This is a genomic window from Cochlodiniinecator piscidefendens (assembly GCF_011326755.1).
GTDB classification, from domain to species: domain Bacteria; phylum Pseudomonadota; class Alphaproteobacteria; order Rhodobacterales; family Rhodobacteraceae; genus Cochlodiniinecator; species Cochlodiniinecator piscidefendens.
Genome location: NZ_JAAOIE010000009.1, coordinates 1 through 17,498, shown reverse-complemented (window position 1 = coordinate 17,498; position 17,498 = coordinate 1). Strand labels below are relative to the sequence as shown.

Annotated in this window: 13 protein-coding genes; 2 read left to right on the top strand and 11 right to left on the bottom strand. The window is 51.4% G+C overall.

The window, feature by feature from the left end:
• Position 1: 1 nt before the first annotated feature.
• The 11 genes from G9C99_RS16380 to G9C99_RS16330 all read right to left on the bottom strand — a co-directional run bounded on the left by G9C99_RS16380 (position 2) and on the right by G9C99_RS16330 (position 13,259).
• Positions 2-802 (bottom strand): enoyl-CoA hydratase family protein, encoded by an 801-nt coding sequence (locus G9C99_RS16380; RefSeq protein ID WP_166418610.1) that lies wholly within the window; start codon positions 800-802, stop codon positions 2-4.
• A complete protein-coding gene (locus tag G9C99_RS16375) occupies positions 795-1,244 on the bottom strand; it encodes a MarR family winged helix-turn-helix transcriptional regulator (RefSeq protein WP_205859876.1) in 450 nt (149 codons plus the stop codon). Before G9C99_RS16375 ends, G9C99_RS16380 begins: the two co-directional genes overlap by 8 nt.
• A complete protein-coding gene (locus G9C99_RS16370) occupies positions 1,244-1,996 on the bottom strand; it encodes an SDR family NAD(P)-dependent oxidoreductase (RefSeq protein ID WP_166418609.1) in 753 nt (250 codons plus the stop codon). Before G9C99_RS16370 ends, G9C99_RS16375 begins: the two co-directional genes overlap by 1 nt.
• Positions 1,996-4,290, bottom strand: a complete 2,295-nt coding sequence (locus G9C99_RS16365) for a bifunctional salicylyl-CoA 5-hydroxylase/oxidoreductase (RefSeq protein WP_166418608.1) — start codon at positions 4,288-4,290, stop codon at positions 1,996-1,998. Before G9C99_RS16365 ends, G9C99_RS16370 begins: the two co-directional genes overlap by 1 nt.
• A 125-nt stretch (positions 4,291-4,415) precedes the next feature.
• Positions 4,416-5,348, bottom strand: coding sequence for a hypothetical protein (locus G9C99_RS16360; RefSeq protein ID WP_166418607.1), 933 nt, complete (start codon positions 5,346-5,348; stop codon positions 4,416-4,418).
• Between the two features lie 9 nt (positions 5,349-5,357).
• Positions 5,358-6,362, bottom strand: a complete 1,005-nt coding sequence (locus G9C99_RS16355) for a glycosyltransferase family 2 protein (RefSeq protein WP_166418606.1) — start codon at positions 6,360-6,362, stop codon at positions 5,358-5,360.
• Positions 6,362-8,341, bottom strand: coding sequence for a glycosyltransferase family 2 protein (locus G9C99_RS16350; RefSeq protein ID WP_166418605.1), 1,980 nt, complete (start codon positions 8,339-8,341; stop codon positions 6,362-6,364). Before G9C99_RS16350 ends, G9C99_RS16355 begins: the two co-directional genes overlap by 1 nt.
• 22 nt (positions 8,342-8,363) lie before the next feature.
• The gene (locus G9C99_RS16345) at positions 8,364-10,145 is read right to left on the bottom strand and encodes an FkbM family methyltransferase (protein WP_166418604.1); all 1,782 of its coding nucleotides are present in this window, start codon (positions 10,143-10,145) and stop codon (positions 8,364-8,366) included.
• 2 nt (positions 10,146-10,147) lie between these two features.
• A complete protein-coding gene (locus G9C99_RS16340) occupies positions 10,148-10,954 on the bottom strand; it encodes a class I SAM-dependent methyltransferase (RefSeq protein ID WP_166418603.1) in 807 nt (268 codons plus the stop codon).
• Between the two features lie 22 nt (positions 10,955-10,976).
• Positions 10,977-12,137, bottom strand: coding sequence for a GSCFA domain-containing protein (locus G9C99_RS16335; protein ID WP_166418602.1), 1,161 nt, complete (start codon positions 12,135-12,137; stop codon positions 10,977-10,979).
• A 132-nt stretch (positions 12,138-12,269) separates the two neighbouring features.
• Positions 12,270-13,259, bottom strand: a complete 990-nt coding sequence (locus G9C99_RS16330; protein ID WP_166418601.1) for a glycosyltransferase family 2 protein — start codon at positions 13,257-13,259, stop codon at positions 12,270-12,272.
• Positions 13,260-13,492: 233 nt separating this feature from the next.
• Between G9C99_RS16330 and G9C99_RS16325 the strand changes: the two genes are divergently transcribed.
• A complete protein-coding gene (locus G9C99_RS16325; RefSeq protein WP_166418600.1) occupies positions 13,493-16,753 on the top strand; it encodes a glycosyltransferase family 2 protein in 3,261 nt (1,086 codons plus the stop codon).
• Positions 16,754-16,767: 14 nt separating this feature from the next.
• Positions 16,768-17,498 (top strand): class I SAM-dependent methyltransferase (locus tag G9C99_RS16320; protein ID WP_166418599.1); only part of this gene is annotated, 731 nt, incomplete at its 3' end.

Here is a 17,498-nt window from a genome sequence, read left to right as displayed (position 1 = left end):
TTTAATCCCCCTCAAACACTGGTTTTTCTTTGGCGACAAAAGCGTCATAGGCTCGGGTGAAATCCCCGGTCTGCATGCAGATTGCTTGCGTCTGCGCCTCAGCCTCGATCGCTTGTTCAATCGACATGGACCATTCCTGCGCCAACATGGTTTTGGTCATCATATGGGCAAAATTCGGCCCCGCTGCGATGCGCTCTGCCATATCGCGCGCAGCCATTGGCAGGGCGTCAGCGTCAACAAGACGGTTGTAAAACCCCCAATTCAAACCCTCATCCGCCGTCATACTGCGCCCGGTATAAAGCAGTTCTGCCGCCCGGCCCTGACCAATAATCCGGGGCAAGATCGCACAAGCCCCCATGTCGCAACCCGCCAGCCCAACACGGGTAAACAGAAACGCGGTTTTAGCCTCAGGAGTCGCAATGCGCAGATCAGACGCCATCGCAATAATTGCCCCGGCGCCCACGCAGACACCGTCCACCGCTGCAATCACCGGCGTTCCGCAATTCACAATGGCTTTGACAAGATCCCCGGTCATTCGGGTAAAGCGCAGCAGCTCTTTCATCGACATTTTGGTCAACGGACCGATGATATCATGTACGTCACCACCAGAACTGAAATTGCCACCGTTTGAGGCAAAAACAACTGCCTTTATATCCTCATTGTAGTGCAGATCGCGAAACCAATCGCGTAGCTCTGCATAACTGTCAAAGCTCAGCGGGTTTTTACGCTCAGGACGGTTTAACGCCACCACGGCAACGCCACCCTCAACGGTCAATAAAAAATGCTTTGGGGCGTTAGTCATTGTGGCTCTCCAATGAGATGTTCAATTGATCAAGTGTGTCTGACAGCTGCTCTGCACCTTCTGCGTCAAAGGATTGCAAAAGTTCTGATACCCAGGCTTCATGCGCCTCTGCCAAAGTCGCAAAATACGAAATACCCTCAGCTGTGAGCTGCACTTTCATCGCGCGACGATCCTGTGCCACAGGGGTTCGCGTCACCAAACCATCCTCAACCAATCGCTCAACAATCCCGGTTACATTGCCATTGGAGACCTTCAAATCGCCCGATAACTCGCTCATCCGCAAACCATCCCGATTACGATCCAACGCCGCCAACACATCAAATCGCGGCAGCGTGCTGCTATACTCCGCCCGAAGTTTTTCACGCAGCTCCCCCTCAATACGACGCTGCGCCTTTAGCAAACGCAACCACAGTCGCAACCGCGCCTTTGAAACATCAGCCATCAGATTTCCCCTCCTGAAATCGGCAGCGCGTGGCCGTTTACGGACCACGTTTGATCAGAACATAACCACAAAACACTGGCCGCAATTTCATCTACTGTAATCAAGCGCTGCTGCGGGTTGTCTTTGGTCAGGCTTGAAATGGCGTCTTGTTTTGACATACCCGTTTTTTCCATAATCACCTGAATTGACCGATCCAAAAGCGGCGTATCGGTAAAACCCGGACAAATCGCATTCACTGTGATCCCGGTTTTCGCCAGTTCAAGCGCTAAGGACCGTGTGAGGCCAACAACCCCATGCTTCGCTGCACAATATCCCGATACATAGGGGTATCCTTTGAGCCCTGCGGTTGAGGCAATCGCAATCATCCGGCCCGAACCGGCTGTTTTCATGTCGGGCAGTGCTGCCTGCCAAGACTGAAAAACCCCCTTTAGATTCACGCCCACCATTGCATCAAAATCATCAGAGGTCATTTTGCCAAACGGTTTACTGTCTGCCGCCCCTGCGTTGGCCACAACAATATCAATCGGGCCATTTACCGCACGGGCCTGATCATAGGCCTCCTGCACCGCATCCGCATCTGTAACATCTGCCGTAACGCACACCATCTGATCCTGTGCGACCGCCTGTAATAGCTCTAATCGACGCCCTAGGATCGTTACCTTTGCCCCGGCACCCAACAACGCCTGCGCAATCGCGGCCCCTGCACCGGATCCGCCACCCGTCACCACCGCATGTTTGCCTGCAACGCTCATCACACTTTTCCAATCTGTTCAGCCGCGCGCGCGGCCAACCGTTCTGCCTGATCGCGTCCAGGGCCATAAGGATCTGGCCAAACTTCATGGCCATCTCCCAATTCAATCGCCGCATGCAATGTCCAATAGGGATCAGACAGATGTGGCCGCGCAAGACAGACCAAATCCGCACGACCCGCCATCAAAATCGAATTCACGTGATCCGGTTCAAAGATATTCCCAACCGCCATTGTTGCGATCCGGGCCTCATTGCGGATGCGATCAGAAAACGGTGTCTGGAACATCCGTCCGTAAACGGGTTGCGCCTCGGGTGTGGTTTGCCCCGCGGAGACATCAATAATATCCGCACCAGCCGCTTTGAACATTTTAGCGATCTCGACGGCTTCGGCCGGGGTGACACCTGCGTCCGCCATCCAATCATTGGCAGAAATACGGACCGACATTGGTTTATCATCTGGCCACACGGATCGCATCGCCAAAAACACCTCAAGCGGATAGCGCATTCTGTTTTCTAGTGACCCGCCATAGTCATCCGCACGATGGTTGGTCACTGGCGAAATGAAAGAACTGATCAGATACCCATGTGCGGCGTGGAGTTCGATCATATCAAACCCCGCGCGCTGCGCCATTTCGACAGAGCGCACAAATTCCGCCTTCACCTGATCCATATCTCCGCGTGTCATTTCACGCGGGGTTTGGTTGCCATCTGACCACGCCAAAGCCGAGGCCGACATCAACGGCCAATTGCCCGAAGCCAGAGGCGCATCCATCTCTTGCCACCCAACCTGCGTTGACCCTTTGCGCCCGGCATGACCGATCTGGCAACACATCTTTGCCCCGGTCTGTTGGTGCACAAAATCAGTGACACGCCGCCAAGCCGCCTCATGCTCTGGGGCATATAGGCCTGGGCATCCGGGGGTGATGCGTCCCTCTGCCGAAACGCAAGTCATTTCGGCATAAATCAACCCTGCACCCCCTTTGGCGCGCTCCCCATAATGCACGAGATGCCAGTCGGTCGGGCATCCGTCCACGGCCTTATATTGCGCCATCGGGGACACAACGATGCGGTTTTTCAACGTCATGTCGCGCAGTTTATAGGGGGCAAACATCGGCGCACGCACGGGCGTGGCGGCAGGCACTCCTGCGCGTTGCTGAAACCACGCCTCCGCCCCTTTTAACCAATCAGGATCACGCAGACGCAGGTTTTCATGGCTGATCCGTTGGGATCGCGTCAGCAGGGAATAGTTGAACTGAACAGGGTCCAAATGCAGATAGCGTTCGACCTCCTCAAACCACTCAAGCGAATTGCGCGCCGCAGATTGCAGGCGCAGAACCTCGACCCGGCGTTCGTCTTCGTATTTGGCAAACGCATCCGCAAGGCTGTCTTGGGACTGCACATAGTCCGCAAGGGCAATCGCAGATTCCAACGCGAGCTTACTGCCCGACCCGATCGAAAAATGCGCCGTTGCCGCGGCATCCCCCATCAAAACAATATTTTCATGGCTCCAGTGCTCACACAGCACACGGGGGAAATTGATCCAGGCTGACCCGCGAATATGACGGGCATTTGTCATCAAAGAATGCCCACCCAAATGCGCTTTGAACACCTCTTCACAGACCGCGATGCTCTCGTCTTGGCTCATCTCGCCAAAACCGAACTTTTCCCATGTCTCTTCGGTACATTCCACGATGAACGTCGCGGTGTCGCCGTCAAATTGATAGGCATGCGCCCAGAGCCAACCATGTTCGGTTTCTTCAAAAATAAAGCTAAACGCATCGTCAAATTTCTGATGGGTGCCCAGCCAAACAAATTTGCAGACACGGGTATCAACATCCGGTTTGAAATGCTGCGCCAGATCAGTGCGTGTGCGGGAATTTAGCCCATCAGACGCGACAACAAGATCGTAATCGCGTGCATATTCCGTAGCACTGCGCGCCTCGGTTTCGAACTGCAGATCAACACCCAATTCACGCGCGCGATCCTGCAGAAGCAACAAAAGTTGCATCCGCCCAATACCGCAAAACCCATGGCCCGAGGAGGCAACACATTGACTACGGTAATGCACGGCGACATCATCCCAATAGGCAAAATGGGCGCGAATGGCTTCAGCGCTAATCGGGTCATTCTGCGCGAGATTGTCCAGCGTTTCATCAGACAGAACGACCCCCCAACCAAAAGTATCATCCGGTTTATTGCGCTCGATCACAGTGACCTGCGCCGTAGGCTGACGCAGCTTCATCGATATCGCAAAATAGAGCCCCGCCGGGCCGCCACCTAGGCAAGCGATCTTCATCCATTATCCCCTGTGTCAGTGTCGAACACGTTCTTGGGAAATCAGGTTAGGGCGTTTCATATTTATTTCAAGCTTAAAATATATCGATCTACAGAGATCATAAAATCCTACACCAATTGACGAATTTATTCTTTTTGTAACAACACCTTGAATACTTCTGTCAGCTCTGAAATCTGGGCTGGGCTGTAACCGCTTGGCAGGTCAATTTCCGGAGTTTCCAGATCGCCTGTTGCAAAAAGAACGCTTAAGCTTGGGAAGAAATCTTGGCGCAGATCTTCGTTGCTGTCAGCATATTTATCTAAATACGCCCGCCGTTCTGCTTGCGTTAGAACACGTGCTTTTCCACCCGGATCAGCCGGCAGGGCCCGTTGAATTTGGCGCACCTTCGGATGACCAGCCTCCCCCAAGGCCTGCATCAACTGAATACGACCAATCGAAGGAGAGGTGTTTTCAACTCGGGATTCTGGCACATTTTGCGCCAATGTTTTAAATCCCATCACATCCAAGGCATCCGTCACGGTTGACCCGCCAATCAGGCTGCTGCGTTCGCAAATTCGGGGATGCACATCACATTCCATATTAAACCATGGGCGCAGTTCAGCCATATAATCCGACCCGGACCCCTGAAACTTTTCAATGTAATCCCAGATCGATCCCTTAAACCGCCCATTCTTCATCTTTTGCAGGTATTTGCTTTCGATATAGCGATCTTGGCGGCGGATATAGACCAGCACATTCAGCGGATAATCCCGCAAAATTGGCACAGCTGACAGGATCTTATCCGGCGCCATTCCAAAGAACATCTCTGACGAAATCAACGCCACCTGTTCGGGGCCGGTTTCGATTTCACGTGTGATGTGTTCACCAATTTTAATCAGCTCATCTTCGCGGTTTTTATTAATTGCGATGGCCAGTTTATTGGCTGATGAATGCCCCGGTGCCGTTATATATTTCAGGCCGGCCGCAGATAGGTCTGACAAGTTTTCGTTATAATAATGCTGCAAAGCGGTGGTGCCGCTTTTTGCCGTCCCAATATGAAGCCAAATTTCCTGAACCATCTGTTTCGCCTATTCTGCAAATTTCGGATCACCCCAAAGGGTCGATTGGTAGAACGCAATCAGTTCATCAAACTCTGGATTTTGGCGCGCATCCTGAATCCGGGAACGGTGTATATCACAGGCCGCTTCATGTAACTTAGCCAACTCTGGGTCCGACTTTAGCTTTTCAAGGTTAGCCTGCAAACGTGGCTGAAAATCCAACATATCAGGGTAGGATTCCGTATTCTGATTACGCTTACGCCAGTATTTCCAACCTTTCGTTCGGCTGGACCGGACAGCGTCGCCGCGCGATAGTTTTGTCAGGAAGCTTTCCATAGAACGCATGGAATAGTGGTACAGCACGGCCAGGTCATACCTGCCGCTGCATTCCATCCCTGGTTCGCGGCCATCGCGAAACACATCCGGCACAGGTTGACCTGATCCATCAACCCAAGTGACCTCATCCCGCCGTGTTGGGCGTATGATAGGGCGGTGGTTTTTGCGATTACGCCAGACATCACTATTGCGAAACAGCGTTTTGACGCCGCGCCTTGATGAGGTCCCTTCAGGAGTTTCCTGACGCATCCCGTGGGTAAATTGGGATGTCACCGGAACATCTTCATAGGCCTCAATACCGGAGCATCCCATCAAACATTCCCCAATAGAAATAGCGTCTGGTCGGCCCGATGCCTCGATCAATTCATGGATCGTTCCAGTGCCATCTTTGATATGCAGAAACTCATCTACATCACTGTGCATGATCCAATCTGAACGGCGATATTCCTTCAATTGGGGCACGTATTTCAGCGCAGTGCCTTGCGGTGTCCCCCTATCAAATAGGCCAAACGGGTTAGGCAGGTGGGTCACAATCCCCATATCATCCAACCGATCCAACATCGTATCAGTTCCATCGGAACAGTTATTGGTCAAGACGATGAAATGGCTGACACCAATCATCTGGTTCCACGCAATCCATTCCAAAATGAACGGCGCTTCGTCCTTCATCACAGTGACGACGGTAACACGATCAGACATCAATCATCCTCTTCTGGGGTGATTTCATCAGGATCGATTTCAACCACACCTGTGATCTTATCATAGAGTTGTAAATAATCTGGGCGCGCCTTGAGTTCCTCGATCTTAGCGCGATGCCATATCACTGCTTTGTCGTGATAATCCGCAAGAACAGGGTCTGATTTCAATTCATCAAACAACGCGCGGGCCCGATCAAGGCGGGGTAGGATCGAGCTGTCCTCATCCATGGCATAATCACGCGCCACCCAATAGCTAAGGCCCTGATCCTGATCCACGTGGTTGATCCGGCCGCGATCGCGTTTGACCAGATAACTGTCAGCCGAACGCAGCACATAATGATTGAGCGTCACCATCGCGTAGCCGATTGATCGCTTGGTTGAACGCCAGCCATTATTGGTCAGCAACATCTCAGGCATTTTGCGCCCAGACCCATTGACCCAACGCACTTCATCCAGACGTTCTTCGTCCAAGGCAAGCGGGCGATGCACGCCTAGTTTTTGATAAGGGCTCGGCACCGCGAACATGGTTTTAAACCCCCACCCCAGACGCGGTTTTGGCAAAAACTCTGGTGCGCAGCGGGTGAATTGTTCGGTGATAAAACGATCTTCATAGGCGTGCACATCGCCATTGCCGAACAGCTTCCATGTCATTGAAATCACGTTGGGATAATTGGCGGCCTCAAACAGGTCTTGCATCGTGCCATCACCGACATGGATATTAATAAATTCATCATTGTCGATGCACATCGCCCAATCTGAATTCTTGTATACATCCTGTTCAACCGCGTGGTTCAGCGCGCCGCGCTGTGGCTTTTGCCCTTTGTCCTTTTTGTAGGGGTTATCAAAGCGGGTGACATGGCCCATTTCCTGCAAACGATCCAGGATTTCATTGGTGCCATCATTACAATCGTTGGTGTAAATCAGGAAATGCTTCACCCCAATCGACAGGTGATAAGCAATCCATTCCAGAATGAACGGGCCTTCGTTTTTCATCGCAGAAACGATCAGAACATTATCGGATTTTGGTGTAACGGCAGGCGGGTCAAGATATTCAAACTTTGCCGCTGCTTTTTGTTCAAGCGCAGTCATCGCGCGACGCAGTTCCAGAATATTCAGGTCATGAACGGATGCGCTTTGTTTCACCAATCCGGTGTTTTCATCGATGTCACCGACGGCTTCTTCCAGGTTGATATTATACTTTGCCAACATCTTTCCGAAAAAGGATGTCGCCACTGGCAACCGGGTTTCGCCAGATAAGGCTGAGCGCCGCAACCGGCGCCCCCACATATGCACGCCGTAACTTTGATCTGTGAGCTTGGGTGTCACCGGATCGTTGGCATCAAACAGATCATTTCGTTCCTTAAATTCACAGGGAAAGAAAGAACGCGCTGGCAAAATATTCGCGACCTCGCCGCTTTTCTTTAGGAAATGCGTCAGCCCATGCACGCCAAACAGGCCCCGTTTCAGGTTGGCAGGTGCAATAGGCTGGCCTTTGTCTTTGGCGGTCTGAGCGTCGGTTAAGTCATCGCCCTTTAGCCACGCAGGCACGGGGGCCGGATCATCAGCAACAGCACTGATCGCTTGTAAACTGGGGGAGCTTGCAGGCAAACGCAGGGCGGCCCCAGCAATTTGTTTATCCTGACGCTGCCAACACACGACCGGATCATCACCAAAATCCCAAGGCCGCAAGCACAGCATATCCAAATCGGCCCAAATGGTATTTTCGGCAATCAACAGGCGATACTTGAAGCGATCCGCGAGGATTTCAACATCATCATAAGAATAATCACCAAGATCCTTTTCAAGTGGCAAAATATCCGCCGCATTCCGGATGACCACACCTTCAGGAACACCCTCCAATGGGCCATATGTAAACAGTTGATAAACATGCCCTTCGGCCACAAAGGACGTCATCGAAAGCTGTTCTATATATGTGAGGGTCTCACCGATCCAGAGGCCGGAAATCGTAGGTAGCGTCATTTGTTATTGCCTTTATTGACGGTTAGCCCGCTTCGGAAAAATAGGTGTCAGTGATCCAATCCCTAAGCTCTTTGACTTCGGGTTGGTCTTTAATCTCGTTTAAACGCGCTTTGTGACGTTCAACGCAAAGCGCATGCAATGCGGCGATTTTTTCATCCGCCAACAGGTCGGCTTCAACCGCACGGGCTGCCGGGATCTGATGATCAACCCAACCCTGTTCCGCATCACCACCTGCGCGCACGCGGTAATATTTCTGGTTCACCTTGCGCCACTTGGCCACCACATCCCCGCGATCCATTTTGATCAAGTAGGAATCCACACTGCGCAGCGCATGATGATTGAGCGCCACCAAATCATAAGCGCCGCGACAATCGTAACTTTTCTGATCATGATCCATGGCGAATTCAGGTGGCACAATACGGCCAGACCCATCAACCCAAACCAATTCATCCTCGGTCCCCGGCACCATAATCGGGCGGTGATTGGCAGGTCGTTCAAAGGCGCCCATACCATTCAAAATCGTTTTAACCCCACGCCGTGCCTTCCATCGGCCGGGTCTGGTGCTTTCGTGGGTTTTGAAGTTTTCGGTCAACCAGCCATCTTCATAGGTTTCATGCCCGCCGGAGGTGAAGTTCAGCTCGCTCATGGAAAGCGCATGAAACGGGCCGGCAGCCTTTAGCAAATCAGTAAAATGGCCCTTACCCGCGCGAATGTTAATGAACTCATCCACGTCCATCGAAATGATATAATCAGAGCGCCGCACAACGGGCATTGTCAGCCCATATTTAAACGCGATCGGTTGGTAATAAGTCTTTTCCATCATGATCGCAGGGTTCGGCATATGGGTCACGATGCCCAGTTCATCCAATCGATCCAACAACAGATCAGTGCCATCTGTGCAATGGTTGGTGAACACCACAAAATTTTCAATCCCGATGGATTTATGAAAGGCGATCCATTCCAGAATGAACGGACCTTCGTTTTTCATACAGGTGATAATCGTGACGTTAGGGTTATCTAATTTATGCTCAGGGCTCGGCATTTCAAAAGGGGGGCTCGACGCGACAGTAACCGGCGCAGCCGGGCGCTCAAACACCCAAACAGAGCCTTTTAAATAATCCTGATGCACCTCGAACCCAAGCTTTTCAAACACAGAAAAGATATGCGCCTGCCCCTCGTCGCCGTACACTTTGGGGTGCAGTTCAATGATGATCGTGCGCACACCTTCAAGCGTGGAATTATCAAAAACTTCTAGCTCACCACCCTCAATGTCCGCGATTAAAACGGTTGGTTGAACGTCGTTTAAAACAGTGTCCAAGCCCATACCTGGCACAGATGCGACCGAAACATATGGTCTTGAATCTGGCTCCATGCTGGAGGCCCAAAAATCAGCACGCAGGTAAAAATCCTGGGCCGGACTATCCGTTGCTGCAACAACCCCATTGCGCAATTCAACATTGGTGATTTTGTTCACACGGTGGGTTTCATGGATCAGGTCAATCAGATCTGGATTGGCTTCAATTGAAACAACCCGATCAATCCCTTCGACTTGGGCCGCGATACTTGAGACAAGCCCAAGCCCCGCCCCCAACTCCAACACACGATCCCCCGCACGCACCAGTTTTTTCACCGCTTCGCACTCGCCCTTTTCATAACGGTTGTTACGCATAGGGCGTTCGATTTTTGGCGTAATGATCTCAGGCACAAATGGAACATGAATGCCCATGACCTCGATCGCCTCTTCATAAGAATATCGCGATGGTTGGCTTTCGGTATCAGATGGCAAAGGGGCGCTGGCAGACATGATTAAACCTTCTCTGCCTCGGTGATCTGATAGCCAAGGTTTTTAAACGTGCGCAGCGCTTTTTGCCGGATCAAAGGATCTTGGCGCAGGCGTTGGGTCATATAGCGTTCGACATTGCTAATCGCGATATTTTCTTCATACCGCTGTCGTACCAACTGTTCAGACAGGCACAAATCATCGGTAAAACCTTCGGCCTTTTTCACACTATTCGGGCCAATAAACAGGGCGGTGATAAAACCGCCGCCAAAGCGAATATCATGCGGAATATTTTGGCTTTCGAGATAACTGCGCGCATTGATGACAGCCGGAAAAATGATGTGGCTGTCATCAAAGACAACGATACAATCGTCATTCATGACCTCTAGCACATTTAAAAAATCACCAAAGGCCGCTGTGATTGTATGTTCCCCATCAATGAAGGCCAGATCAAATTTCACCTTGGGTTTCGAGGTGCGCAAACAGGCCGACGTATCATCGATGGTGCGCAGCTTTGACATTTGTTTTTTGCTCGCGTGGGCGCGCAAACCTTCTAACATATCTTCGGTACTGACGTGTTCATAATCGCTGACAGTGCCACGTTCATCAGGTGTCAAATCCGGGCGCAAATCAATCGACAAGGCATAGCTGCAATCACTGTCTTCGACATGCGGCTGTAGCGATTTACCCAGATACGATCCAACCTCAAGATACCGATACGACCCCTCTGATGAGGCAAGCTCTTGCAAACGGATCAGGGTGGCGATGCCTTTGCGGCCCACCTGCCCTTTCAGTTTAAAGTCTTCTTTCGTCAAAGTGTTTGGCGCAACCATGGTCAGTCCCCTTTGATCGCGGCTAGGCCGCTTCGGTTTCGGCGTTTGCGTCGACCAATTCTTTTGCGAGTTTGAGATAAGCTGTGTTCAGTTTTTCATCGTCGTGCAGTTCACCCTTTTTCACCAGTTTGTTCAGCTGGCCCCAACGTTGGTTTAAAATGCAACGACACATCGCCGGCGGGAACAGCGCCGCCTCTGCCCCGGCCTTGGCCCAGGCGTTCAGAATTGACGGTTTTGGCACATCGCCATCCGCGCACCACGTGTGTTCAAACAAGGTCATAATGAAATCAAGCGGCGCCCGCTTTGGATGCCGACGATCTGCCACATATGGCAGCTTAAAGACGTCTGTGATGATTTCAAAAGACGGCCAATAATGCAGGTACCCTTCGTCTTCAAATTCACGAACAGTTTCATCAATTGCGACCCGAAGCACGCTTTTAGAGACTGAATTGGACGTCAGGCATGAATTATCGCGGAAGGTCGCAATCAACGGGATCGGCGACAGAGTGAACATGATTTTTGCATCAGGACGGTGTTTGCGGATCAGATGATAAATCGCGCGAAGGTTTTCTTTGTTTTCATCCACCGTTGAAACGCGGAATTTATGACGTTCAGGGTCATAAGCGTCTTTGGGAATGGTGCGCCAAAATACGTTGCTTGTGACTTCATCGTACCAAATTTCGGACAGACCAAAGGTCAGGATAAACACATCAGTGCTGTCAAAAATCCGCTTGGTTTCAGCCTGAATCTTGGGGTCATACCCATAAGATTCCGCTTTATAACCGTGCCATAAATCCTCGTCGAAAATCTTATTTTCCCACGCCCATTCGAACTGCTGACGAATAACAAATGAATTCACCATGCCTTCGCCACAAGTCACCACGTAGGCGTCTTTGGCTTCTTCGTCTTTGTTCAGAACCCGGTAATTACGACGCGCCAGCCATTCGGAAATATTAGCGGCAAAGCAACTGCCAAACGCAGTAATTTGCGTATCAGGCGTGATGAATGGCTCTTCCGGCTCCCACCCTTTTAGCACGTGACGCTGCACCGCATTCGCGGGGATCATGCGTGCCATGGTGGGATTATAATGGGTGTGTTCACCGCGGAACCAAGTCCGAAACTCGGGGGTATCTTTGGTGGTTGTCTGGAAATTAAAATGCTGTGCTTTGGTCTTTTTGGCCATGCCCGGTGTCCTCAATATCAACTTTGTTGGCATTTTGATCTGATCTTGCGCCAGATTATGCCCTTTTTTATTTGTCTTAATCCTAACATCTCAGGGGAAATTAGGGCCATTGTTTCCATATTTGCATCATTTTTATGCCGCTTGTGACTTTTGAGATGCGAGCCTGCGGTGGAGTTTTGCAAACTCTGGCTCTTCTCTTAGCTGCCGCACCCCGACCCGCCACTGCCGAAACGATCGGCGCCGAATACCCATCAATCGTCCATTGGTAAGGTCATCCAAAACAGCCATTTCATCGACAGTTTTTGGCATTAAATCCCTCAGGCCCGTGTCTTCGACCTGATTGTAATTGAAGCGGTTCCAATATTGCATATTGACCTGCCGCCCAACATTTGACGCGCTGCCCCTAGCCGATTTCAACAGAAAACTTTCGATATCCCGCACGGCGTAATGGTTGATCTGCGCAAAGGCGCGCTGCCCCGGATCAAGCGATCGAAACCCGCTGGTTTCAAACGCCTCCTGCGGCAAGCCTGATCCGTTGCTAAATCGCAGCGTTTCTTTTTGCGGCTCTTTGGGAAGGTGAATGCCCGGACGCAGAAATGATTTTGTCCGAAACAACGTTTTTACGGGGATCATCCGGGTTGTGACCAGATCATCGCGATCCGCCCAGGTGAACCGCTCCGTCATCATGCGTTCATCAAAGCTATCGAGAAAGCTGTTGCCAAACAGGCGCCAGTTCAGCCTGATTTCATCGACCTCGCCAGCCCTCTGTTCAACTGCGGATACAAGTGAATCCAGCGTGCCCTCTGGCGTTTTGATATGCAGAAATTCATCGCCATCCAACCCAATGCACCAATCCGCATTTTGATAGGCTTCTGTGTGGGACGCGCGCCGCAATGCGCGGTTCTGATAGGGTGGGTTTTGGAAATTTGGTCGAAATTCATTCAGGTGGTATTGGACAATTCCAGCCTTATCCATCACCTGCAAACTGCGGTCGGTAAAGTCAGTTGATCCGTTTTGAAAAATGATAATATCATCAAAACCAAGACGCTTATGATGGGCCACCCATTCTAATAAATGCGGTCCCTCATTCTTCATCGTGGCGACTAAAACATAGCGCGCCATACTGCCTCCCTGCACGCGGAAACACTGCAAATCCCCTTTTGGGGTAACGGCTGTGATTACTGCTCTACGCGCCTATATGTTATCTTTTTAGCAACAATAATCCGTACAAACTGCCCATTGTCAACTTATTCACAGGCGGTTCTAGACGCATTGTGCCCAATCCACTACGCTTTGGGCAAAAGAATGGGGCGGGGCACGTATCCCAGCCCGAGGTACAGGTATTTAGGGCAAAAATGACAGATCTTCATCAAATTGGCATGCTGTGGATGCGCGGCTCACTTAGTTTTCTTGAGCAACTCTGCGTAAAATCCTTTCTCGATGCGGGTCATCACACGATCCTATATACCTACGAAGAGGTCGGCATGGTGCCGGATGGCGTGGAGTTTCGCGACGCCTCTGATGTGTTGCCGGAAACGGGTTTTCTGGTTCATGAACGCACTGGCTCCCCTGCGCTTCATTCCGATTTGTTCCGCTATCACATGCTGCGCGATGCAGACCGGATGATCTGGGCTGACACCGATGCCTATTGCCGCAAACCCTTTGTCACAAAGACCGGCCATTTCTACGGCTGGGAAAGCAAAAAGCACATCAACGGCGGTGTTCTTGGCCTGCCCAAAGACAGCCCTACCCTAGAGGGACTGTTGAACCATTGTTCTGACGAATTTGCGATCCCGACCTGGTATGGCGACGATTACGTGCAGGAGTTGCGCGATAAAAAAGCCGCCGGAAATCCTGTGCATGCCGGCGAACAGCCTTGGGGCGTTTGGGGGCCGCATGCGGTGTCTCACTTCCTGCATGAAACCGGCGAAGACCGCTATGCCTTTGCCCAAGACGGCCTATATCCCTACACATTCAAAGACCGCCGCAAGATCGTAAAGCCGAACAATAAGATCAGCGATTACGTCACTGACAACACCTTTTCCGTGCACCTTTACGGCCGCCGGATGCGCAAATTCCTCGCGGAACATTACAAAGGGGTGCCAGATCCAACCGGACTATTGGGACAGCTGTTGATCAAACATAAGGTCAATCCACTGGACGCACCGCTGCGCGATTATCCAAACCCAGACCGCGATAGCGCCTTTGCCAAAGTGTTCCGTGAAGAAATTGACGGCAAACAATATCAAGCCGCAACGCCTACGGCGAAACCAACCCCCGTCCCTGTGCAGGCTGCTACTCCGAAATTGACATCTGACGCTGCGCCACTCAATTCCGTTGTTGGCGTCACCACCATGAAAAACGAAGGCCCCTATATTCTGGATTGGGTCGCCTATCACATGTGGCTCGGATTTACGCATTTCCTTGTTTATACAAACGATTGTTCCGATGGAACCGACGAAATTCTTGATCGCTTGGAACGGCGTGGTCTGGTCACGCGCATAGATAATCCGGCCAATATAGATGCCGGCGAACGCCCACAGCGCATCGCGCTGGCCATGGCGCAGGAACACCCGGTGATCCAAGCCGCCGATGCCTATATGGTCTTTGACGTTGATGAATATATCAACATTCACACACCCGAAGGCACGATCCGTTCCCTCATGGATGCCACCGGAAACCCAGAACTTATCGCAATGACATGGCGGTTCTTTGGCTGTTCTGGCGTCACTGAATTTGCCGACGTTCCGGTACCCATGCAATTTGCCAATTGCGCGCCGCAGCTCGTGCGGGTGCCGCATCACAACTGGGGTTTTAAAACCTTTGCGCGGTTCCCATCGACCTATTCAAAATTCGGTATTCACCGCCCATTGAAACCTACATCTAAAACGATGCCTCATTGGGTCAACGGTTCTGGCGATCCAATGCCGGATCGTTACCTCGAAGATGGCTGGCGTTCCTCATTGGAAAGCTGGGGCTACGGGCTGGTGACGTTGAACCATTATTCCATCCGATCGCTCGACAGTTATCTCGTGAAACGCGATCGTGGCCGCACCAATCACATCAACCGCGAACAAGGTGTTGAATATTGGAACGTGCATAATCGCAATGACCAAGAGGATCGTTCAATTGAAGTGAACTTCGAAAAGGCGCAAACTATTCGCGGTATGTTGTTTGCCGATCCGATCCTGTCAGAACTGCATGAAGCATCGTGCAATTGGCATCGTGAACGCGTCAACATGTTGAAATCAAAAGATGACTACAACGCGCTTTATCAGATGTTGGCCCAAGAACCGATGTCACACGCCGTTATTGAGGACGACAGCATTGGCGCCCGTGTGCTGCCTGATCTTGCGTTAACTGGTGCGGCGTTTGACAATGGCAAACCCATCGTCACGGCCAAGCCTTTTCAACCCGAGCCGCCAAAGCCAGCCAAAAACCAAGGTGGGAAAACAGCGGCGCAGAAAAACAAAAACGCCGACCCCATTCTATTGGGTGCCGACGCACAAGAAGCCTACGACAGCATCCGCGAGCGTGTCGAACGTCAGTTTCCACACCTCGATCCGATTGCGCCTTTGTCGCGGGATAAAATCACCATCGTCACCACGGTCCGCAATGAGGCCCCGTTTTTGATCGAATGGATCGCCTATCATCGTTCGATCGGTGTTACTGACTTTTTGATCTACACAAACGATTGCACCGATGAAACGGTCGCCCTACTCGACCGTTTGCAGATGCTTGGCTATGTCACCCGACTTGATAATCCGTTCAAAGTCGATAAGGGTCAGAAACCACAGCGCGGCGCATTAAACCACGCTGTTGATCACCCTCTGATCACGGAATCCGACTGGCATATCTGCATGGACTGCGATGAATTTATCAATGTTCACGTGGGCACCGGCACCCTTTCAGAGTTGTTCACCGAAATGAATGAACCCAATGTTGTTTCAATGACTTGGAAGTTTTTCGGCAATGGTGGCATCAACGATTATGAGGACCGCTGGGTCAGTGAGCAATTCACCCGCTGTGCGCCGCAATTCATTCCAAAACCGCGTTTGGGATGGGGGATCAAAACCCTCGTTCATAAATCTGCCCCCTATAGCAAACTGGGCGTACACCGCCCATTGAACGCAGATGAGGCACGCCTGTCAGAGGCCCGTTGGGTCAACGGCTCTGGTCGGATCATGCCGGAACAGATGTTGAATTCGAACAGCTGGCGCTCAACCAAACGCACGCTTGGCTATGATCTTGTGACGCTTAATCACTATGTTCTGCGTTCGGCCGACAGCTATCTGGTCAAACGGGAACGCGGGCGCGTGAACCATGTTGATGAAGACATGGGCGGCTATTACTGGGATCGTCGCAACTACAATACCGAAACCGATGATCGCATGCATGCGCATCAGGCCCGCGCCCGCGCTGAGGCTGACAAAATGCTCGCCGATCCTGAGGTCTCCGGCCTGCACGCTGCCGCCGTTCAAACGCATAAATCCAAGGTTGCCGCCCTAAAGGCCAATCCAGATTACGCGACGCTATATGCCAAGATCTCTGCCCCCAATCAGCCTGACGCAATTTTCATGCTGGAACGGTCGGAAGAAGAGCTCACGAACGCTTAGGGTAAGGTATTGATATGATTACACTCGAAGACGCAATGAAGGTCTACCACAGTGACATCATCACTGGGTTAGATACCTCAATGTTCAGCGATGCAGATATCTTGAATATCTTATTGCAGCGGTCTGAGGTTTTGAATGACCAGCCCAAGCCCGGTAAAATCATTCGCGCCTGGACAAACGGCGACACCGGCCCCATCGACGACATCATCGCGCGTATGGGGCATGATCTTATCAAACGTGCTGCGGCATTTATCTATCTCGAATTTCTCGAACTGCGGCCACATCTGGATCAACTTTCGCTCAAACGGGTGGCTGACATCGGTTGTGGCTATGCCTTTGTCGATCTGTTTATGTCCAAAACCTATGACAATGACATTGTTCTCATCGACATCGAAGAGAATGAGCATCGCCATTTCGGGTTTGAGGATGAGGGCGCGGCCTACACCAGTCTTTCGGTTGCGCGTGCGATGTTAGAGGGCAATGGTATTGCGGCGGATCGGATTACGACGATTAACCCAAATACCCATGATCTGGGGGCGGTAGAACCTGTTGATCTTGTGACCAGCTTTGTATCGTGCGGTTTTCATTATCCCTATGATATGTATATGGATTTTTACAAAACAGGCGTTGTTTCTGACGGTTTTATTCTTTTAGATTTGCGTCGTCGGAAGGCGGATGCGGGGATTGAGGGATTGTCTGCGTTAGGTTCTGTTGATGTGATTGAAGAAGCGGCTTACGGGAGCGC

Coding starts and splice junctions, on each gene's coding strand:
- G9C99_RS16380 (WP_166418610.1), bottom strand. CDS start 802: ATGACTAACGCCCCAAAGCATTTTTTATTGACCGTTGAGGGTGGCGTT.
- G9C99_RS16375 (WP_205859876.1), bottom strand. CDS start 1,244: ATGGCTGATGTTTCAAAGGCGCGGTTGCGACTGTGGTTGCGTTTGCTA.
- G9C99_RS16370 (WP_166418609.1), bottom strand. CDS start 1,996: ATGAGCGTTGCAGGCAAACATGCGGTGGTGACGGGTGGCGGATCCGGT.
- G9C99_RS16365 (WP_166418608.1), bottom strand. CDS start 4,290: ATGAAGATCGCTTGCCTAGGTGGCGGCCCGGCGGGGCTCTATTTTGCG.
- G9C99_RS16360 (WP_166418607.1), bottom strand. CDS start 5,348: ATGGTTCAGGAAATTTGGCTTCATATTGGGACGGCAAAAAGCGGCACC.
- G9C99_RS16355 (WP_166418606.1), bottom strand. CDS start 6,362: ATGTCTGATCGTGTTACCGTCGTCACTGTGATGAAGGACGAAGCGCCG.
- G9C99_RS16350 (WP_166418605.1), bottom strand. CDS start 8,341: ATGACGCTACCTACGATTTCCGGCCTCTGGATCGGTGAGACCCTCACA.
- G9C99_RS16345 (WP_166418604.1), bottom strand. CDS start 10,145: ATGTCTGCCAGCGCCCCTTTGCCATCTGATACCGAAAGCCAACCATCG.
- G9C99_RS16340 (WP_166418603.1), bottom strand. CDS start 10,954: ATGGTTGCGCCAAACACTTTGACGAAAGAAGACTTTAAACTGAAAGGG.
- G9C99_RS16335 (WP_166418602.1), bottom strand. CDS start 12,137: ATGGCCAAAAAGACCAAAGCACAGCATTTTAATTTCCAGACAACCACC.
- G9C99_RS16330 (WP_166418601.1), bottom strand. CDS start 13,259: ATGGCGCGCTATGTTTTAGTCGCCACGATGAAGAATGAGGGACCGCAT.
- G9C99_RS16325 (WP_166418600.1), top strand. CDS start 13,493: ATGACAGATCTTCATCAAATTGGCATGCTGTGGATGCGCGGCTCACTT.